The 19,633-nt window shown below is 31.2% G+C and carries 20 protein-coding genes, 1 pseudogene and 2 riboswitches; of the genes and pseudogenes, 19 read left to right on the top strand and 2 right to left on the bottom strand.

What is annotated here, in order from left to right; genetic code table 11:
* The first annotated feature begins 17 nt into the window (after window positions 1–17).
* From FDN13_RS02470 to FDN13_RS02385, 18 genes and pseudogenes are all read left to right on the top strand, one after another.
* Window positions 18–1,004: a sulfide/dihydroorotate dehydrogenase-like FAD/NAD-binding protein gene (locus tag FDN13_RS02470; RefSeq protein ID WP_168190043.1), complete on the top strand. Its 987-nt coding sequence runs from the start codon at window positions 18–20 to the stop codon at window positions 1,002–1,004.
* Window positions 1,001–2,278: an FAD-dependent oxidoreductase gene (locus FDN13_RS02465; RefSeq protein ID WP_138978735.1), complete on the top strand. Its 1,278-nt coding sequence runs from the start codon at window positions 1,001–1,003 to the stop codon at window positions 2,276–2,278. The genes FDN13_RS02470 and FDN13_RS02465 overlap by 4 nt, the downstream gene beginning before the upstream one ends.
* Before the next feature lie 131 nt (window positions 2,279–2,409).
* A riboswitch (cobalamin riboswitch) is annotated at window positions 2,410–2,579 on the top strand.
* Window positions 2,580–2,686: 107 nt separating this feature from the next.
* Window positions 2,687–3,754, top strand: a complete 1,068-nt coding sequence (gene cobT / locus FDN13_RS02460) for a nicotinate-nucleotide--dimethylbenzimidazole phosphoribosyltransferase (RefSeq protein WP_138978734.1) — start codon at window positions 2,687–2,689, stop codon at window positions 3,752–3,754.
* A gap of 4 nt (window positions 3,755–3,758) precedes the next feature.
* Window positions 3,759–4,301, top strand: coding sequence for a bifunctional adenosylcobinamide kinase/adenosylcobinamide-phosphate guanylyltransferase (gene cobU, locus FDN13_RS02455; RefSeq protein ID WP_138978733.1), 543 nt, complete (start codon window positions 3,759–3,761; stop codon window positions 4,299–4,301).
* On the top strand, window positions 4,301–5,044 hold the full coding sequence (gene cobS / locus FDN13_RS02450) for an adenosylcobinamide-GDP ribazoletransferase (RefSeq protein WP_138978732.1): 744 nt from the start codon (window positions 4,301–4,303) through the stop codon (window positions 5,042–5,044). The genes cobU and cobS overlap by 1 nt, the downstream gene beginning before the upstream one ends.
* A complete protein-coding gene (gene cobC, locus FDN13_RS02445; protein WP_138978731.1) occupies window positions 5,035–5,628 on the top strand; it encodes an alpha-ribazole phosphatase in 594 nt (197 codons plus the stop codon). The genes cobS and cobC overlap by 10 nt, the downstream gene beginning before the upstream one ends.
* A gap of 16 nt (window positions 5,629–5,644) precedes the next feature.
* A complete protein-coding gene (gene cobO, locus FDN13_RS02440) occupies window positions 5,645–6,160 on the top strand; it encodes a cob(I)yrinic acid a,c-diamide adenosyltransferase (protein ID WP_138978730.1) in 516 nt (171 codons plus the stop codon).
* Window positions 6,161–6,176: 16 nt separating this feature from the next.
* Window positions 6,177–7,109 (top strand): ABC transporter substrate-binding protein, encoded by a 933-nt coding sequence (locus FDN13_RS02435; RefSeq protein WP_138978729.1) that lies wholly within the window; start codon window positions 6,177–6,179, stop codon window positions 7,107–7,109.
* Between the two features lie 67 nt (window positions 7,110–7,176).
* Entirely contained in the window at window positions 7,177–8,214 is a 1,038-nt protein-coding gene (locus FDN13_RS02430; RefSeq protein WP_138978728.1) for a FecCD family ABC transporter permease, read from the top strand.
* Complete coding sequence (locus FDN13_RS02425; protein ID WP_138978727.1) at window positions 8,214–9,035, top strand: ABC transporter ATP-binding protein; 822 nt, start codon at window positions 8,214–8,216, stop codon at window positions 9,033–9,035. The genes FDN13_RS02430 and FDN13_RS02425 overlap by 1 nt, the downstream gene beginning before the upstream one ends.
* Before the next feature lie 20 nt (window positions 9,036–9,055).
* Window positions 9,056–10,506 (top strand): annotated as a pseudogene (locus tag FDN13_RS02420) (cobyric acid synthase).
* Between the two features lie 4 nt (window positions 10,507–10,510).
* Window positions 10,511–11,467 carry an adenosylcobinamide-phosphate synthase CbiB gene (gene cbiB / locus FDN13_RS02415; RefSeq protein ID WP_138978726.1) on the top strand — a complete coding sequence of 319 codons (957 nt, stop codon included), beginning with the start codon at window positions 10,511–10,513 and terminating at the stop codon, window positions 11,465–11,467.
* Window positions 11,443–12,486: a pyridoxal phosphate-dependent aminotransferase gene (locus tag FDN13_RS02410; protein ID WP_138978725.1), complete on the top strand. Its 1,044-nt coding sequence runs from the start codon at window positions 11,443–11,445 to the stop codon at window positions 12,484–12,486. The genes cbiB and FDN13_RS02410 overlap by 25 nt, the downstream gene beginning before the upstream one ends.
* 75 nt (window positions 12,487–12,561) lie before the next feature.
* On the top strand, window positions 12,562–13,107 hold the full coding sequence (locus FDN13_RS02405) for an amidase domain-containing protein (RefSeq protein WP_207670930.1): 546 nt from the start codon (window positions 12,562–12,564) through the stop codon (window positions 13,105–13,107).
* Window positions 13,108–13,169: 62 nt separating this feature from the next.
* A complete protein-coding gene (locus FDN13_RS02400) occupies window positions 13,170–14,192 on the top strand; it encodes a glycosyltransferase family 1 protein (protein ID WP_138978723.1) in 1,023 nt (340 codons plus the stop codon).
* Window positions 14,193–14,360: 168 nt separating this feature from the next.
* A riboswitch (glycine riboswitch) is annotated at window positions 14,361–14,452 on the top strand.
* Between the two features lie 106 nt (window positions 14,453–14,558).
* A complete protein-coding gene (locus tag FDN13_RS02395; protein ID WP_138978722.1) occupies window positions 14,559–14,828 on the top strand; it encodes an ACT domain-containing protein in 270 nt (89 codons plus the stop codon).
* 25 nt (window positions 14,829–14,853) lie between these two features.
* On the top strand, window positions 14,854–16,212 hold the full coding sequence (locus FDN13_RS02390) for a PFL family protein (protein WP_138978721.1): 1,359 nt from the start codon (window positions 14,854–14,856) through the stop codon (window positions 16,210–16,212).
* Between the two features lie 61 nt (window positions 16,213–16,273).
* On the top strand, window positions 16,274–16,465 hold the full coding sequence (locus FDN13_RS02385; RefSeq protein ID WP_138978720.1) for a DUF6485 family protein: 192 nt from the start codon (window positions 16,274–16,276) through the stop codon (window positions 16,463–16,465).
* 81 nt (window positions 16,466–16,546) lie between these two features.
* On the opposite strand, the gene FDN13_RS02380 is transcribed toward FDN13_RS02385, so the two are convergent.
* Window positions 16,547–17,803, bottom strand: a complete 1,257-nt coding sequence (locus FDN13_RS02380; RefSeq protein WP_243120252.1) for a diguanylate cyclase — start codon at window positions 17,801–17,803, stop codon at window positions 16,547–16,549.
* Between the two features lie 208 nt (window positions 17,804–18,011).
* Window positions 18,012–18,590 (bottom strand): hypothetical protein, encoded by a 579-nt coding sequence (locus FDN13_RS02375; RefSeq protein ID WP_138978718.1) that lies wholly within the window; start codon window positions 18,588–18,590, stop codon window positions 18,012–18,014.
* Between the two features lie 367 nt (window positions 18,591–18,957).
* Here FDN13_RS02375 and FDN13_RS02370 point away from each other — a divergent pair, with 367 nt between their 5' ends.
* The gene (locus FDN13_RS02370; protein WP_138978717.1) at window positions 18,958–19,632 is read left to right on the top strand and encodes a cytochrome c biogenesis CcdA family protein; all 675 of its coding nucleotides are present in this window, start codon (window positions 18,958–18,960) and stop codon (window positions 19,630–19,632) included.
* Window position 19,633 lies beyond the last annotated feature (1 nt).

Here is a 19,633-nt window from a genome sequence, read left to right as displayed (position 1 = left end):
TGGAAGGGGGTTTAGTTGTGTTTAGGTATGTAGATTGTATAGATGCTGGAAGTGTCTACTGCCCTTGTGAGCTTGCTACAAAAGGTGAATGTATAATATGTTCTCAGCTTCATGGCAAAGAATTTTGCGACTGCTTAAACTGGAAAGGAACATGCATATATCAAGAATATATTTGGAATGGGGGTAAGAGCAATAAAACAAGGGAGTTTAGGAAATATAGCATAATAAATAAAGAGTATTTAAGAGATGATATATTAAAACTTGATATTAAAGTTACAAAAAGCTTATCAAGAAACCTTAATAATCTGGGCTCTTTTGTATTCCTTAAAAACGAAAAAGACATTGATCCCTATAGTATACCTATATCTATTTTAGACAGCGATGTTGTAAATAATGTAATAAGCGTAGTTATAAAGAAACAGGGAATAAAAAGTAAGGCTATTTTTGAATGTGAAAAGGAGATATTAGTAAAGGGTCCTTATTGGAATGGAATTCAAGGACAAAAGTATTTGAAGGAACTTAAAAATTCAAGCTGTTTGATTTTATGCAGAGGTATTGCATCTGCTCCTGCTGTTTTAGCAGCAAAAAAAATTATAAAGAATAATAATGAAGTTTATGTGATGCTTGATAGAGGAAGAAGCAGAGAAAATTTTGCAAAACCATATTTCATATCCCTTGGATGCAATGTTGAAGATGTTTCTTTTTTAGATTATAGTGGGGAATTAAAGGAGCAGTATAAATTTGAAATAGAAAAACTCCTTAAAAAGTGGAATTTTAAAACTGTACTTTCTGCTGGAAGTGATGAATTCCATGTAAAGATGATTAATTTCATATATAACATCGATAAATATATAAATTTTGCAACAGTTAACAATACTACTATGTGCTGTGGGGAAGGAATATGTGGCAGTTGTATAATAAAAGGTAAAAATAACGAAAAAATAAGAGCATGTAAACAGCAGTATGATCCTAAGGAAGTATTTTTAAGGGGGATAAGTAAATGAAAGTTATTGTAATCGGAGGGGGCTGGTCAGGATGTGCAGCAGCCCTTGAGGCTAAAAAGTGTGGAGCTGATGTTTTACTTATTGAAAAGACGGATATGCTTTTAGGACTTGGAAATGTTGGAGGTATTATGAGAAATAATGGGAGATATACTGCTGCACAGGAGATGATAGCATTAGGAGGAGGAGATCTTTTTGAATTAACTGATAAATGTGCAAGACATAGAAATGTTGAATTTCCTGGGCACAAACATGCAACTTTATATGATGTTATAAAGATGGAACCGACCGTAAGAAGATATCTTTTAGAAAGAAATATAAATATGATGTTTGAAACAAGGGTAGTTGACGTTGAAACTATTGGAAAGTGTATAAAAGGAATATATCTGCATGATGGTACCTATATTGAAGGGGATGTATTTATTGAAACAACTGGTTCCACAGGACCTATGGGGAACTGTTTAAGGTATGGTAAAGGCTGCTCTATGTGCATATTAAGATGTCCTTCCTATGGTCCAAGAATAAGCATAAGTAAAAGAGCTGGAGTTGAAGATTTGCTTGGAATGAGAGGGGACGACAGCTATGGTGCAATGAGCGGCTCATGTAAGCTCAATAAAGAATCACTTTCAAATGAAATAAGAGAAAAATTGGAAAAAGATGGGGTTTACATTGTTGAAATTCCTAAAGAAGATGTAAACTTAGAAAAGCTTAATATTAAAGTTTGCCAGCAGTATGCCCTAAAAGAATTTGCAGAGAATATAGTGCTTCTTGATACTGGTCATGCAAAGCTTATGACAAGTTATTATCCTCTTGAAAAACTTAGAAAAATTAAAGGCTTTGAAAACGTAAGATTTGAAGACCCCTATTCAGGAGGAAAAGCTAATTCTATAAGGTATCTTTCTATGGCACCAAGGGATAATACTATGAAGGTTACAGGTATTGAAAATTTATTTGTTGGAGGAGAAAAGAGCGGATTATTTGTTGGGCATACAGAGGCTATAGTTACTGGTACATTAGCCGGATATAATGCAGTAAGATGGGGGCTTGGTCTTAAACCTATACAGCTTCCTACCTCTCTTGCTGTCGGAGATATAATAGCTTATGAAAATGATATGAAAGAAAGTGTTGAAGGACTTAGAAAAAGATATACTTTTGCGGGGGCTTCATATTTTGAAAGGATGAAGGAACTTAATCTTTATACTATTAATAATGATATAATTGAAAAAAGAGCTAAAACATTGATGATGGATGGATTTTTTAATGAGAAACTTATTTAATAGATTTTAAGAGCCTATAAGGCTCTTATTTATTGTGAGAGGGGAGATTAAAATATAATAAATAAAATAAACAAAAATTGTAATAAGCAGTTGTGGAATTTATAAAAAAATGGTATATTAAAGGTAATAAAAGTAAATAACATATCAATGGTACCTATTAGGTTTAAAAGGGAAAGCGGTGAAAATCCGCTGCAGCCCCCGCTACTGTATACGGCGACAAGTTCCTATCCACTGGATTTCCGGGAAGGAGGAATGAGGAGGACCCGTCAGCCAGGAGACCTGCCTTTGATAGTGCTAATTACTTCGGTGGGAAGGAAAGGCTAATAAAGATAATATGCCTTCACCTTTGGTGAAGGTTTTTTTGAAATTCTGCACCCACTTGGGTGCTTTTTTGTTAGGAGGTTTGTTATGGATTTGCTAAATTCAACTATAGGTCAGATTAAGCCTTTGTATGAGGAAAAAGTAAAAGAAGCTATGAGCAGGCTTGATAATCTTGCAAAGCCAATTGGAAGCCTTGGAAGACTGGAAGATATTGCTGCAAGAATGGCTGGAATCACAGGAAAGGTACACAATGACATAAAGAAAAAGAATGTAATTGTTATGTGTGCTGATAATGGAGTTGTTGATGAAGGAGTTAGTGCCTGCCCGCAAAATATCACAGCTATTTTAACTGATAACGCAACAAGGAATATAATGGGGATTAGTATTTTATCAAACTTTGCAAAATCAGATGTTACTGTTGTTGATATAGGGGTTAAGGCAGATTTTAAAAATCCTAATATAATTAATAGGAAAATTGCTTATGGAACCAAAAATATGATGAAAGGTCCTGCAATGTCAAGAGATGAAGCAATAAAGGCAATTGAAGTTGGAATAGAGATTGTTGATAATCTTGTTGATAAAGGATATGACCTTTTAGGCACAGGGGAACTTGGAATTGGAAATACTGCAACAAGTGCAGCAGTTTTAAGTGTTTTGTCAGGAATAGATTCTGATATTGTTGTTGGAAAAGGTGCAGGGCTTACACAGGAACAGTATGAAAATAAAAAAAAGGTTGTTAAAAAATCTATTGAGATTAATAAACCTAATAAAGACGATGTAATAGATGTAATATCAAAGGTTGGGGGATTTGATATAGCAGGGCTTTGCGGGTGCTTTTTAGCTGCTGCAAAAAATAGGATTCCTATTGTAATAGATGGTTTTATATCATCAGCAGCAGCTCTTTGTGCATACAAATTAAATCCTTTATCAAGGGAGTATATGTTTCCATCCCATCTTTCTGCTGAGCCTGGGGCAACAATAATGATGAAGGAATTAGGACTTGAACCGATGCTTAACCTTAAAATGCGACTTGGAGAAGGCTCGGGCTGCCCGCTTGCTTTTAACATAATTGAAGCTGCTTTGGAGATTATAAACAAGATGGGAACATTTGAAGATGCTATGATAAACAATGATTTTCTTGTTGATATAAGGTGATTGTATGTCAAGAATAATACTTGTAACCGGAGGAGCAAGGAGCGGTAAAAGCAGCTTTGCAGAATCGATTTATAAAAATGAAAAGGATGTAGTATATATTGCAACCTCTCGAATAACTGATGATGAAATGAGGGACAGGATAAATATTCATAGGATAAATAGACCATTAATTTGGAGGACATTTGAAGGTACATATAATCTATTTGAAGCAGTAAAGGAAAGTAAAAACTATCTCATTGATTGTATAACAATTTTAGCATCTAACATAATGTTTGATATGTCGAAGGATGAAGAAAAAATTTCAATAGAACTACAAAGGGAAATAGAAGACAAAGTATTTAATGAAATTAATATGGTTATAGAGAAAGTTAAAGAGTTAGATGGGAATCTTATTATGGTAACTAATGAAGTTGGAGATTCAATTGTTCCAGAAAACCATGTTGCAAGGGTATATAGAGATATAATAGGGAGGGTAAATCAAAGGGTTGCTGCAGTTTGCAATGAAGTTTATATTGTAACCTGTGGGATTCCTTTGAGATTAAAATAATGGTAAAATCTTTTATTCTAATGATTCAGTTTTTAACACGCCTTCCAATAAAAAAACAAATTGAAATGGAGAGGGATACCCTTGCAAAAGGAACCCTGTTTTTTCCACTCGTTGGAATTATAATAGGTTCTATTGCAGGAATAGTATATTATTTATTGAACTTTATAAATAGTGATTTAGCTTCTTTTGGTGCTGTTTTTGCAATAGTATTTACAACAGGAGGACTTCATGTTGACGGGCTTTCTGATACAGCTGATGGCTTTTTTTCAGGACGTTCAAGGGAAAAAGTACTTGAGATAATGAAAGACAGCAGGGTAGGAAGTTTTGGAGTTATAGCAATAGTTTTTATATTGCTTTTAAAATATATTTTAATAAGAAGTTTGCCATATAGTTTTGTATTGAAAACCCTTATTTTATCCTGTGGAATATCAAGGCTTGGAGCATCCTTCTTGTTTAGTTTTGGCAAAAGTGCAAAGCCAGGAGGGCTTGGAAATATGTTCACAGGAAAAGATTCAATAAAATATCTTATAATTAGTTTTATAATTTTTACATCAATAGGATTCTTAATAGAAAAAGCAATCTTTGCGATTTCTTTAATAACTGTATTTACATTTGATTTATTTTTGATGAAATATTCCTATAGAATGATAGGTGGCTTTACAGGAGATGTTTATGGTGCTGCAATTGAACTTGGTGAGGTAGTATCAATATTTACATTTTTAGTGGTGAGACTATGGATATAGTATTATTAAGGCATGGAAGAACAGAAATAAATGAAAAAGGGCATTTTGGAGGTTCTTTAGATTCTAAGCTGAGCAATAGTGGAAGAGAAGAAATTCAAAGATTAAAAGAGCATATAAAAGGGATAGAATTTGATGAAGTCTATTCCAGCCCGATGAAAAGGACGATTGAAACAGCACAGATACTTAAATTAAATTACAAAACTGATGATAGACTTAAAGAGATAAATTTTGGTATATTTGAAGGCTTAAGCTATAAAGAAATTGAAGAAAGATATAATGAGGAATATAAAAAGTGGAAAGAGGATTATTTAAATTATAGATTTCCTGAGGGAGAAAGCCTTAAAGATGTATTTGATAGAACCTGCGATTTTTTAAAAGATATTGATAAAAATAAAAAAAGGATACTAATAATAACTCATGGAGGAGTTATAAGGTGTATGCTTTCACAGGTTTTTAGCAGCAATACATACTTTTATAAATTTAAAATAAATCATGGAACCTTTAATGTTATTTCTTACGATTATGATTTTATGTTTATTAAGGCTATAAACTGCATTTATAATTTAAAAGAAATATTAGAATGAGAAAGAAGGTTATAGTTTGGAAAAAGGATATATTCAGGTATATACAGGAAATGGGAAGGGAAAGACTACAGCAGCCTTTGGGCTTTGTCTTAGGGCTGTTTGTGCAGGGAAAAAAGTATATATAGGACAGTTTGTAAAGGGAATGGAATATAGTGAGCTTAATGCTGCTAAAATATTACCTAACTTTGAAATTGAACAGTTTGGGAGAGGGTGCTTTATAAGGAATGAACCTTCTTTGGAGGACTTTGAGGCAGCAAGAAAAGGATTGGAAAAATGTAAAAAAATCATAAGCAGCGGGGAATATGACGTTGTTGTTCTTGATGAAATAAATATTGCAATGTTTTATAAACTTATTAGTGTTGATGAAGTGTTGGAGCTTATAAAATTAAAAGCCGAAAAAACAGAATTAATATTGACTGGCAGATATGCACCCCAGGAGATAATAGATGCAGCAGACCTTGTTACTGAAATGAGGGAAATTAAGCACTATTATACTAAAGGCGTTATGGCTAGAAAAGGAATAGAAAGTTAAAGATGGAGGGTATAAAATGAAAAACATTAAATTTAAAAGACTTTTATTAAGCTTTTTTATATTTATTACATTTATTTTTGCATCCTGTACTGGAGTAAATAAAGTTCAAGAACAGAAAAAATCTTCTGTTTCCTATCCTTTAACAATAACAGATTCTTATAATAGGCAGGTTACAATAGACAAAAAACCTGAAAGAATAGTATCTGTAGCACCTAATATAACAGAAATAGTTGCTGCATTAAATGCAAAGGATAGACTTGTTGGGAGAACTGACTACTGTGATTATCCTCAGGATATTAGCAGTATAGAATCAATAGGAACTCTGATGGAGCCTAATATAGAAAAAATTGTATCTTTAAAACCTGATATTGTAATAGCTTCTACTCATTTTAAAAAGGAAAGCCTTGAAAAGTTAGAACAGCTTAATATAAAAGTTGTGGTTTTATATGGGGCTGAAAATTTCGATGGAGCTTATGAAACAATAGAAAAAGTTGGAGAGATAATAGGTGAAAAAGAAGCAGCAGATAAGATAGTAAGCGATATGAAGAAAAAAGTTAATGAGGTTATATCAAAGGTTAAGAATGCGAGCAAACCTAAGGTTTATTATGTTATTAGCTATGGAAAATATGGAGATTATACTGCAGGAAAAGGAACTTTTATTGATGAAGCGATTAAGATGGCTGGTGGAACTAACATAGCTGAGGATGCTGAAGGATGGAAATACAGCATAGAAAAGCTTGTAAAGAACGATCCTGATATTATAATATGCTCTAAATATTATGATTCAAAAGCTGGAATTTCATCTACTCCTGGATATAAGGATTTAAGAGCTGTTAAGGAAGGGAAACTTCTTGAAATAGATAATAATATGCTTGATAGGCAGGGACCAAGGCTTGCACAGGGTCTTGAAGAACTTGCAAAGCTTATACATCCTGAGCTTTTTAAATAAATTTTTTAAATCGCCATGAAGGTCTAACCTTCATGGCATTAATAAAATATATAGCTTAAAGAGAGGAATGACAATTGTGGTTAAATATAAAAACCGCCAAGGTTTTATTGTACTTATATCTTTTATAATACTTATACTTCTTATTGCTTCTGCTTCTGCAATAGGAACTGTTAAAATTTCAGTACCAGAAGTTTTTAGTATAGTATTATCAAAAATATTTTATGGAAACAGTATTTCAAAAACTAATGAGATAATAATTTTAAACATACGTCTTCCAAGAGCTTTTTTAGCCTGCTTTATAGGTATGGGATTATCTTCAGTAGGGCTTGTATATCAGGGGATTTTTAAAAATCCAATGGCTGACCCTTTTATACTTGGAACATCATCTGGTTCAGCACTTGGTGCTTCTATTGCAATAGTATTAGGCATGCAGGACACTTTATTTGGTCTTAGTGGTGTAGCAGTTAGTGCTTTTATAGGTTCTATATTAACAACTTTTGTTGTTTACAACATTGCAAAGGTTGGCAATAGGGCTTCAAACACAAACCTTCTTCTTGCAGGTGTCGCTGTAAACTTTTTTTTATCTTCCATAATTTCTTTTATAATGGTTCTTGATAGGAATCAGGTAGAAAAAATAGTATTTTGGACGTTAGGAAGTCTTGCCTTGGCAAATTATAAAAATGTTGTTTTATTAATGCTTGTAATAATTCCATCAATACTTTTAATATATTTTTTTTCAAGGGACTTAAATATAATAACAACTGGAGAAGAAACAGCTGCAAGCCTTGGAGTTGAAGTTGAAAGAGTAAAGAATACTATGCTTGTACTATCTTCACTTATAGTAGCAACATCTGTTTCTGTAAGTGGAATAATCGGTTTTGTAGGACTTATAATGCCTCATGTTGTTAGAATGATAATAGGACCTGATTATAAAAAGGCATTGCCTCTTACGATGCTTTGGGGAGCTTCATTTATGGTTTTATGTGATATTCTTTCAAGAAGCATATTATCTCCTGCTGAAATACCAGTTGGAGTTATAACTTCATTTTTTGGAGCACCATATTTTATTTATCTTCTTTATAGAGAGAAAAGAAAGGTGAAATAATGAATAAAAGTGATATTTTAAAAATAGAAAATCTTAATTTTATTGCTGGATTGAATGAAATATTAGTAAATATATCTTTGAATTTTAACTCTGGACATTTTTATAGTATTATAGGTCCTAATGGTTCAGGGAAAACAACTCTATTAAGGCACATTGCAAGAACTATAATGCCAGGGGAAGATGTTGTTTTTATTGAAGGAAGGGATATAACTGAATATAAAGGTACAGATTTTGCAAGGATTGTATCCTATGTGCCTCAGCAGATAGATAGTGATTGTACATTTTCTGCCTTTGATGTTGTTCTAATGGGAAGATATCCCCATGTTAAAAGATTTGAAGGTGAAAAAAAGAAGGATATAGATATAGCTCTTTGGGCAATGAATGTTACAAATACTCTTCAGCTTAAGGATAAGAATATAAATCTTTTGAGTGGAGGAGAAAGGCAAAGGGTAATAATTGCAAGAGCCCTGGCACAACAGGGTAAGATACTTCTATTAGATGAGCCTACATCTCATCTGGATATTCATCATCAGATTGAAATTATGGATACTTTAAGGAATCTCAATGTAAAATATGGAATAACCGTACTCTGCGTTCTTCATGATTTGAATATGTCATGTGAATACAGTGACTATATCGTTGTTATGAAAGATGGTAAAGTAGAAATTACCGGAAAACCACAAGATGTTTTAAACGAAAAATTGATTAAAAGGGTTTATGGAATAAATGTTTCAATTCTAAAAAACCCATCAAACGGGAAACCATATATAATACCCCAATCGAATTTAAAGATAGATTTAGAATATTTAGAGGCTAAATGAAGTTACAAGGAGTTGATTGTATGCCTTCAATTATGATACAAGGAACAACATCTTCAGCTGGTAAAAGTCTAATTGCAGCAGCCCTGTGTAGGATTTTTTATAACGATGGATATAGAGTTTATCCCTTTAAATCTCAGAACATGTCATTAAATTCTTATGTTACATCAGAAGGCCTTGAAATGGGACGTGCCCAAGTTTTACAGGCACAAGCTGCTAAAGTTGAGCCATCAGTTTTAATGAATCCAATACTATTAAAACCGACAAGCGATAGAAAAAGTCAAGTCATTATAAAGGGGAAGCCATATAAGAATATGGATGCAAAAGAATATTTTGAGTTTAAAGCAGAACTTAAAGGCATGTTAATGGATATATATAAAAACATAGAGGGACTTTGCGATATAGTTGTTATAGAAGGAGCAGGAAGCCCAGCAGAAATAAACTTAATGGATAATGATATTGTTAACATGGGTATGGCTAAGATAGCAAATTCCCCTGTTATTCTTGTTGCAGATATAGATAGAGGGGGAGTATTTGCATCTATTTACGGTACCGTTATGCTTCTTGAGGAAGATGAGAGGAAAATGATAAAAGGAATTATCATAAATAAATTTAGAGGGGATAAAGCTCTCCTTGAAAGTGGAATAAAAAGGATTGAGGAACTTATAAATATACCAGTTGTTGGTGTAGTGCCCTATATGGATTTAAAGCTTGATGAGGAGGATGGAGCTATTGAATTTAATAAAAATATAAAAAAATAATTGATATATGTGTTATAAAGCTTCCGCGGATGTCAAATTTTACTGATTTTGATGCATTTAAGTTTGATGAGGATGTAAGTGTAAGATATGTGTCAAATATGGAGGATATTGACTGTGCAGATATGATAATTATACCTGGAAGTAAAAATACTATTGAAGATTTAAGATGGCTTAAAAGATTAGGATTTGATAAAATCATTAAAGATTTTAATGGAATTGTTTTTGGAATCTGTGGAGGATATCAGATGATGGGAAAAAGTATAATAGATGAGTATGGTAGTGAAGTGGAGGATAGGACTCAAGAAGAAGGTATTGGGGTTTTTAACACGGTTACCGTTCTTGATAAGGATAAAATTACTGTAAGGGTAAAAGGGGAAGCACTTGGGTTTAATATATATGGGTATGAAATACATTTAGGCAAAACCTTAGGGAACGAAAATCCTTTTGTTAGGATAAAGGAAAAGGATGGACAGGTTGTAGAACTATTAGATGGAGATATGAGGGATAATAGGTATTTTGGAACATATATTCATGGTATATTCGATTCTGGGGAGTTTAGAGAGAAGATATTAAATATGTTAAGAATGAAAAAAGGATTAACAATAAAAAAAAGTGTTGATATAAATATGAAAAGGGAAGAAGAACTTGAAAAACTTGCAAAGATAGTTAGAAAAAATATAGATATTGATTATATTTATAGTTTGATAAGGTGATAAAATGGTAGATTTATTTATAGCCTCAATTATAGATATCATTATTGGAGATCCATATTTTTTTCCTCATCCTGTAAAGCTTATGGGTAGAATAATATCTTTTGAAGAAAAATTAGCAAGAAGGCTTTTAAAGGATGAAAAGGGGCTTAAAATAGGAGGATTCTTTATAGTTTTTATTAATATACTTCTATCTTTTTTTATACCTTTTACAATATTAAAATTTTTAAAACCCTATAAAATTTTATACCATACAGTAAATGCATATTTTATATATACTTGTATTGCTGCACGATGTCTTCATGATGAAGCCTTTAAAATATATAAAGCTTTTAATGTAAGCCTTGATGAGGCAAGATACAGGCTTTCATTTATAGTAGGAAGACAAACTTCACATCTTGATGAAGGAGAAATAGTAAGAGCTACGGTTGAAACAGTTGCAGAAAATACATCTGATGGGGTTATTGCGCCATTAATTTACATAATGATAGGTGGCGCACCATTAGGCATGATGTATAAAATGATAAATACTATGGATTCTATGCTTGGATATATGAATGAAAAATACAGATATATAGGATTTTTTCCTGCAAAGTGTGATGATGTATTCAATTTTATTCCAGCAAGAGTTACAGGTGCACTTATGAATTTGTCGAGTATTTTTAGATATGATGTTAAAAACGGATTTAAAATTATGATAAGGGATAGAAAAAACCACAAAAGTCCCAATTGTGCTTATCCAGAAGGAGCTGTTGCAGGGCTTTTAAATGTTCAGCTTGGAGGCGACAATATCTATTTTGGTGAGCTTGTAAAAAAGCCTAAGATAGGAAACAGGATTAGAGAGCTTTCAAGGGAAGATATTAAAAAAACTGTTGAAATAATGTACAGAACAGAAATATTATTACTTATCCTTTATTTAATTATTAAAGGAGTGCTGTTATGGTTCACGGTGGGGATATTTTAAGTTATAAAAATTTATATGAAGGAGATATAATCGATTTTAGCAGCAATATAAATCCTTTAGGACCTCCCAAAATATTAGGCAATGTTTTAAATAATGCTTTTAAGGATGTTGATAAATATCCTGATATAAAATACAGGAATCTTAGAAAAAGCATTTCAAGATATCTCTGCTGCAGCGATGATGAAGTTGTTGTTGGAAATGGAGCTGCTGAGATAATAGATGTATTTATAATGATGTTTAATAGAATAGTAGTTTTTCATCCATCATTTATAGAATATGAAAAAAGAGCAAGGGTACATAATAAAGAAGTTTTAGAGCTATATTTAGATGAAGATTTTAATATAGACGAGGCTTTATTATATAAAAATATAAAAAAAGGCGATTGTATAATACTTGGCAATCCAAATAATCCAACAGGAAAAAGGTTAGAAGAAGATAGATTAAAAAATATAGTAGAGGTCATTGAGGATAGGGATGCTTTTTTACTTCTTGATGAGGCATTTTTTGAATTTTGTCCTTTCTATTATGACAGCATAAAACTATTTAGAGAAAGCAGAAATGTTGCTGTTATAAGAGCTGCAACAAAATTTTTTGCACTTCCAGGAATCAGGCTTGGATATGCTTTTACAAATAAAACTATAGCTCAAAAATATTACGAGCTTTCACTTCCTTGGTCAGTTAATACTTTTGCAGAAGAAGCAGGAAGAGTGATATTTAATGAAACTTTATATATACAAAAAACAAAGAAATATATAAATGAGCAAAGGCATTATATGATTGAAAATTTAAGAAGAATAAATATATTAAGAGCTTTTGATACAGACTGTAACTTTATATTGATAAAGCTTTTAAAAGGTGATGAAAATAAGTTGTTTGATTTTATGATAAGAAAAGGCATACTCATTAGGAAAGCTTCTACCTTTAAAGGTCTTGATAAATCTTATATCAGGGTTGCAGTTAAGGATTTTGATAGTAACAAATATTTAATAGAGTGTTTTAAAGAGTATGAAAAAGAATAATTATATTTTTGTTATCTTTTTTAAATATGATGAATATTATAAATAAAAGTACTCTTTTAAGGAGTGTCTATGGATATTTCTTATGATTTTCTAAGAAATAACTTATACTCAAGGTTTGATGCTGTAAGATATGCCTATACCTATGGGATAACTCCGAATCCTAAATACAGGTATTTTCAAGGACATGCCGATGGAGGAGGAGACTGTACAAATTTTATTTCACAGTGTTTAAAAGCAGGTGGAGCACCAATGGATTATTCAGGTACGTGGGCTTGGTGGTATAACAATAAAAGCACAGATAATTTGTATGATGATTCATGGTCTGTAACATGGTCAGTTGCTAATTCTCTTTATTGGTGTTTAAAATCAAGATATCAGCTTAAGCTTCCAGGGCTTAAAGCTTTGGAAGTACAGGATTTAGACTTATTAGAGCTTGGTGATATAATTCAATATGAAAATTTTAGAGGATTTATTTATCATTCAGCTATAATAACGGCCTTCACATATAATGGAGGTATTAGAATACCTTTAATAACGCAACATACCTTTGATGCAATAAATACAAGCTATATTAAACCTGCAGCAAAGAGAATGCACTTTATGAAGATTATTGTCAATTAATGCTTAACACTTCTTGGTGCTTTTAAATATTATATATTAAAAGCATTAAGGAAGTGGTAAAATTGGATACTATTTTATATCCCCCAACAATAAATTACTATAAATCCTATCAAAGGCCTCAGCAGCTCTTTAAGGCTTTAAATAACATAGGATATAGAATAATATTTTGCAATTATAACCCACAAGAATCAAATAGTTATTTTAAAGAGGTTTTTAAAGAATTCTATATTTGCAATAAAATAAACCCCTATAGAATTTCTAAATTAGATAGTTTACCTATTCTTTGGATAACATATCCTCCTTTTGCATCCTTTATTGAACAATATCCTTATAGATTATTAGTTTTTGATGCAATAGATGAGGTTAGCAATGAGTTTGAGAGTTGGCAAAATGGACTAGATATTTTAATTAGGAAGGCAGATGTCATATTTACAACATCTCATAAACTATTTGAATATCATAGCTACTATAGAGATGATGTATTTTTATGCCCTAATGGAGCTGACTATGAATATTTTAATAAGGCTAGTAATATTTTTTCAGATAGGCCCTGTGATATGCCCAAAAATAACAATATTACTGTTGGATATTTTGGAGCTATTGCAACTTGGATTAATTGGCCTTTTGTTAATAACATTGCTAATTTAAATCCGGATATCAACTTTGTATTTATAGGACCTTTGTTTAATTTAGCAAGATTTCCCTTAAAGCTTAATAATGTATACTATCTTAAAAATAAAAACTACGATAGGCTGATAAATTATCTTCAATATTTTGATATATGTTTTATACCTTTTAAAATAACAAATATGACAAGAGGTTGTAATCCTATAAAGATGTATGAGTATTTAAGTGCAGGTAAAATAGTCGTTGCCACAGATTTTGATGAGGCAAAAATGTGCAAATATGTTTATACTATCAATTCAAAGGATTATTTACAATTTAGAAAATTTATTGATAATCTTTTGGCTGAGGACAGTGAAGAACTTAGGCTAAAGAGAATAGAGTTTGCTAAAAATAACTCATGGCAAAATAGAGCCAGGTTAGTAGATGAGGTTTTAAAAAGAAAATTAGGAACATATTAAATATATTTAGGATGAAAATAGTTAACAACAGTTAATGAATTTTATTTGTTGTTAACTATTTTTTTGCAATAAAAACTTGATATATTAAATGACTTTATGTTAAAATACTTGATATAGTTTCATATTGTCGGATGAAGATGGCAGAATGATTAAGATCAAACTGTCATTGGACGAAACTCTGGAGAGACTCGATTGAGCACCGAAGGGGAAAACCAAAGTATTTTGGTGAAGCTCTCAGGTAAAAGAACAGAGATTTTATAAATACATAGCAAATAAGTATTTGATATATTCTGTTCTTTTATGGGGCTAATTTAATTAGTCCCTTTTTCTGTACTTTTTTATAAAAAATATATAGGAGGGAAAATAATGAAAGCATTTGTCACAGTAATAGGAAAAGATAAGATAGGTATTATTCAAGCTATAACATCTGTACTTTCTCAAAATAATGTAAATATACTTGATATAAACCAGACACTTTTACAAGATTATTTTACAATGATTATGTTTGTTGATCTTGAAAAAATGGCAATTGATTTTGAAAAGTTAAAAGAAAAACTTGAAAATAAAGCAAAGGAGATAGGAGTTTCAGTTAGGATACAGCGTGAAGATTTGTTCAGATATATGCATGAAATATAATAAATTACGTATAGGAGTTGGGAAAATGATTAATAATAAAAACATTTTAGAAACAATAAATATGATAGAAAAGGAAAAACTTGATATTAGAACAATTACAATGGGAATTTCACTTCTTGACTGTTGTGATAGTGATGGAAAAAAATCAAGGAAAAAAATTTATGATAAAATAACCAGGCTTGCTGAAAATCTTGTAAAAACAGGTGAAGAAATAGAAATGGAATTTGGTATTCCAATAATAAATAAAAGAATATCTGTAACTCCTATATCACTTATAGCACAAAGCTGTGATGATACTGATTATGTTGAATTTGCAAAAACTCTTGATAAAGCTGCTTCTGCTGTTGGTGTAAATTTTATTGGAGGGTTTTCAGCCCTTGTTCATAAAGGTAATTCGAAAGGAGATACAATTCTTATAAATTCAATTCCAGAGGCTCTTGCATGTACTGAGAAAGTTTGTTCTTCAGTTAATGTTGGAACATCAAAATCAGGAATAAATATGAATGCAGTAAGGGACATGGGAAGGATTATAAAGGAAACGGCTTATCTTACAAGGGATAATAGTAGCATAGGATGTGCAAAGCTTGTTGTCTTTGCCAATGCTGTTGAAGACAATCCTTTTATGGCAGGAGCTTTCCATGGGGTTGGAGAAGCAGAATGTGTGATTAATGTAGGTGTTAGTGGTCCGGGAGTTATAAAATCTGCCCTTGAAAATATTCGTGGCGAAAGTTTTGATGTTGTTGCTGAAACTATAAAGAGGACAGCTTTTAAAATTACAAGAGCTGGACAGCTTGTTGCTCTTGAAGCTTCAAAAAGACTTGGTGTTCCCTTTGGAATAGTTGATTTATCTCTTGCTCCAACCCCAGCAGTTGGAGATAGCGTTGCAAGGATAATTGAAGAAATGGGTCTTGAAGTATGCGGCTGTCCAGGAACTACAGCTGCCCTTGCAATATTAAATGACGCAGTTAAAAAGGGAGGAATTATGGCATCTTCCCATGTTGGGGGATTAAGTGGAGCATTTATACCTGTTAGTGAGGATGAAGGAATGATTAATGCAGTAGAAACAGGTGCATTAAGCATTGAAAAACTTGAAGCTATGACATGTGTATGTTCAGTTGGACTTGACATGATAGCAATTCCAGGAGATACTCCAGATACTACAATATCAGCAATAATTGCTGATGAAGCTGCAATAGGTGTTATAAACAATAAAACTACTGCAGTTAGGATAATACCAGTTTACGGAAAATCAGTTGGGGAAAAGGTTGAGTTTGGAGGTCTTTTAGGACAGGCCCCGATTATGGCTGTAAGTAAAATATCCAGCTCTGATTTTATATTAAGAGGAGGAAGAATTCCTGCACCTGTTCATAGCTTTAAAAATTAGATGGTGAACTAAAATATAATTTGTATTATTTTAATTAGTTTTTAATTAGGAGGTTTTTGTTATGGTATGTGATTCAAAGGCAAATTGTACATGTACCTATCCGTGCTCAAGGCATGGAAAATGTTGTGAATGTGTATTATATCATAGAAAAAACGGTGAAGTTCCGGGATGCTTTTTTTCAAAAGAAGGGGAAAAGACATATAATAGGTCAGTTGAGAATTTTTATAAAGATTATAAAAAGAACGGATTATAAAATTATAGTGCCATCTAAAGTAAGGCAAACTAAAACTGTGTAAGATGTATAGTTTGCCTTTACATTAGAGGCACTATTTCGTTATATACCAGTTACAACACAATTTCTTCCTGCAGATTTGGATGCATATAAATGCTTATCAACCCTTTTTATTATTGAATCAATTGTATCATCTGAATGATAATTATCAACTCCAAGGCTTACAGTAACATTACCTATGTCTTTGAATTTTAGGTTGTTTATCATATTTCTTAAATCTTCAGCTAAAATTGCAGCATTTTTTATTTCTGTTTCAGGAAGTAGTATAATAAATTCTTCACCACCCCAACGAGCCAAAATATCAGTTTTACGTATTCTATTTTTTATTAATTGAGCTATACTTTTTAGAACCAAGTCACCAGCATGGTGACCAAATTCATCATTGATTTTTTTGAAATGATCAATATCAAGCATTATTAATGAAAACTTTCTATTTGTTATATTTGCACGTTCTATTTCTTCTTCTAATCTTTTATTGAAATAACGTCTATTATATGTATTTGTAAGAAAATCTGTATTAGATAAATGTTTAAGCCTTTCTTCTTTTAATTTTTTATCAGTTATATCATCAAGAATTATTTGAGCACCTAATACTTTATTTTTATTTATATTTGTTTTTATATGTATTCTTAACCATAAATTTTTACCCCATTTAGACTTATATTTTATCTCAAATGTCTTTGATTTTTTATTTTCAAGACAATATTTAAGTTTATTTGAAAGGCCAAATTTAATTAGCAAAGGAAAGTTTAATAAGTTAATTTTCTTTGTCTCTTTAATACTTGGAGAACCTAATATTTCTAAAACTCTTTTATTTGCATAAATAATATTTCCCTTAGCGTCACATTTTAAAATTCCAACTGGAGAGTCTTCATCAAATTGCCAATGATTATAATTTCTTGTTTTCTTAAAATTAGATTTATATATCTTTAAAAATGTTTCAATTATGGAAAGTATTACATATTTATCTGTATCTTTTACAATAAACCCATAACTGCTAATTTCTTTAATCTTTTTAAACATTGTTTCGGATGTATTATTTGTTATGAACATAATAGGAGTTTTCATCTGTTTTAATTCTTTATATACTGCCTGTACATTATTTAAATTTTCTTCTGACTTCATGCATATTATTACAATATCCGGTGAAAAATTTTCATATTCTTTATTTATAGAGCTTATTTCAAAACCAATAGATTTTATAATGTATCCATTGTTTTGGAGAAAATCTGATATATCTTCTGGTAGACAGTTGTTTTTAAGTAATAATATTTTTTTGTTTTTCAAACAATTACTCATAGGTATTACCATCCTATAGTTTTAAAAGTTTTTACATTTATTTTCAATTATTTTACAAATAAACATATAATCTCTAATTATATTTTAATTAATTAATGTTATAATGTCCATAAAATTATTAATATTAAATGAATAATAAAGCAGCATATTTCTATGCTGCTGCTTTAAAATATGTTTATGAATTAAAGTTTTATGGCTGATAATAAATTTAGTTTGATGTACTTTTTAAAGTATCAATAACTGCCTTAAATGCCTCTTCAATAGCGTTAGCCTGGTCTTGGGTGATAGTGCCAGCAGTAACAAGGCTCTCTAATCTGCTTGGCCTTTGATCCTTAGGTGTTCCGTTAGTATCCTTTTGCTGAAAGAGCTTTGATACAGAATCAGCCTGGGTTTGAGTAATGGTGTTAGAAGAAACAAGGCTGCTTAAAACATCTTGAATGGATTTTTTAGACTCTCTGGCTGATTTAAAGGCCTCTTCAATAGCATTAGCCTGATCTTGAGTGATAGTGCCATCATTAACGAGGCTCTCTAATCTGCTTGGTCTTTGATCCTTAGATGTAAATACTTTTAATGCTGCATCAGCTTGAGCCTGAGTAATAGTACCTGCATCTACAAGACTTTTTAATTTAGCTTCAAATGCTTCTGATATTTTTGAAAAGTCAATTTTTATAGGTGCCTGTTTTGGCGTATTCTGGGTTGTAGCAAATGCGGATGCTGCATAGAAGAAAGTAAGAGCACCGGTCAAGATTACACATGCAATTTTCTTTTGGGTTGATTTACTTAGCATATCAAATCACTCCTCATAAATTTTTTCTTTGTGTTACATTTTAATTTTATAATAAAAAAATCGGGTAATTCTCCTCAAAAATGTGGCAAGATTGAGGCGCTCTTAAGTGTATAGTAACTTGTTTTTGATTGCAATAAAATATATATGATATATGGTTGAAATTAAAAGGATTAAAATAAAATTAAAGGTGCAATTATTATTTTTGCTATACATGATAAATAAAGTACTTTAAAGCCTTCTAACTTTAGATAAGCTTTATTTTTAGCAAAAAATTTTTTAACATATATAAATATCCACGGAAGCTATTGCTAACTATAAACAAATATAATAGAATATAAATATACCCTGGTAGGGTAGGAGGTGTTCTATGAGAGATATTACTTTTGGAATTATTTTTTTTGAAGGAGTTGCATCTTTTTTATCCCCATGTTTTTTGCCTTTGATACCGATTTATCTTGCATATCTTTCTGGGGAGGTAAAGGAAAAGGGGCTTTTTAGAAATTCATTTTCATTTATATTAGGTTTTTCTTTAATTTTCATTTTACTTGGAGCTACTGCAAGTGGAGTGGGGAAATTTTTAATAACATATAGAAATTTCTTTGACAAGATATTAGGCATAATAATAATTTTAATGGGATTATTTTATTTAGATATTATTAAATCAAATTTTTTGATGATGGAAAGAAGATTTAACATTGAACTTAAAAATGAGGGATTTTTAAAGGGTTTTTTATTGGGTGTAGGGCTTGCATTTGGCTGGACGCCTTGTATAGGACCAATACTTGCGTCAGTTCTATCAATGGCTGCAAGTAGAAGTTCGCTAGTTTATGGAATTGCTTTATTATTTGTTTACTCTATGGGAATTGCAGTACCATTTATTATTATGGCCTACTTAATACAAAGATATAATATCAAAACAAATGTATTATTAAAAAAAGCAAAATTAGTTAAGTTAATTACGGGAATAATAATGATTTTGACGGGATTAATGCTATTTACTGGATACTTTAATAGGTTATCAGGTTATTTATGGAGGTTGTGAT

Source organism: Caloramator sp. E03 (assembly GCF_006016075.1).
In the GTDB taxonomy this organism is placed as follows: domain Bacteria; phylum Bacillota; class Clostridia; order Clostridiales; family Caloramatoraceae; genus Caloramator_B.
This window is presented reverse-complemented; position numbering and strand designations above follow the sequence as displayed.

Excerpts from the sequence above, each read along its gene's own strand:
- FDN13_RS02465 (WP_138978735.1), top strand. The coding sequence starts at position 1,001 with ATGAAAGTTATTGTAATCGGAGGGGGCTGGTCAGGATGTGCAGCAGCC.
- cobT (WP_138978734.1), top strand. The coding sequence starts at position 2,687 with ATGGATTTGCTAAATTCAACTATAGGTCAGATTAAGCCTTTGTATGAG.
- cobU (WP_138978733.1), top strand. The coding sequence starts at position 3,759 with ATGTCAAGAATAATACTTGTAACCGGAGGAGCAAGGAGCGGTAAAAGC.
- cobS (WP_138978732.1), top strand. The coding sequence starts at position 4,301 with ATGGTAAAATCTTTTATTCTAATGATTCAGTTTTTAACACGCCTTCCA.
- cobC (WP_138978731.1), top strand. The coding sequence starts at position 5,035 with ATGGATATAGTATTATTAAGGCATGGAAGAACAGAAATAAATGAAAAA.
- FDN13_RS02435 (WP_138978729.1), top strand. The coding sequence starts at position 6,177 with ATGAAAAACATTAAATTTAAAAGACTTTTATTAAGCTTTTTTATATTT.
- FDN13_RS02430 (WP_138978728.1), top strand. The coding sequence starts at position 7,177 with ATGACAATTGTGGTTAAATATAAAAACCGCCAAGGTTTTATTGTACTT.
- FDN13_RS02425 (WP_138978727.1), top strand. The coding sequence starts at position 8,214 with ATGAATAAAAGTGATATTTTAAAAATAGAAAATCTTAATTTTATTGCT.
- cbiB (WP_138978726.1), top strand. The coding sequence starts at position 10,511 with ATGGTAGATTTATTTATAGCCTCAATTATAGATATCATTATTGGAGAT.
- FDN13_RS02410 (WP_138978725.1), top strand. The coding sequence starts at position 11,443 with ATGGTTCACGGTGGGGATATTTTAAGTTATAAAAATTTATATGAAGGA.
- FDN13_RS02395 (WP_138978722.1), top strand. The coding sequence starts at position 14,559 with ATGAAAGCATTTGTCACAGTAATAGGAAAAGATAAGATAGGTATTATT.
- FDN13_RS02390 (WP_138978721.1), top strand. The coding sequence starts at position 14,854 with ATGATTAATAATAAAAACATTTTAGAAACAATAAATATGATAGAAAAG.
- FDN13_RS02385 (WP_138978720.1), top strand. The coding sequence starts at position 16,274 with ATGGTATGTGATTCAAAGGCAAATTGTACATGTACCTATCCGTGCTCA.
- FDN13_RS02380 (WP_243120252.1), bottom strand. The coding sequence starts at position 17,803 with ATGAGTAATTGTTTGAAAAACAAAAAAATATTATTACTTAAAAACAAC.
- FDN13_RS02375 (WP_138978718.1), bottom strand. The coding sequence starts at position 18,590 with ATGCTAAGTAAATCAACCCAAAAGAAAATTGCATGTGTAATCTTGACC.
- FDN13_RS02370 (WP_138978717.1), top strand. The coding sequence starts at position 18,958 with ATGAGAGATATTACTTTTGGAATTATTTTTTTTGAAGGAGTTGCATCT.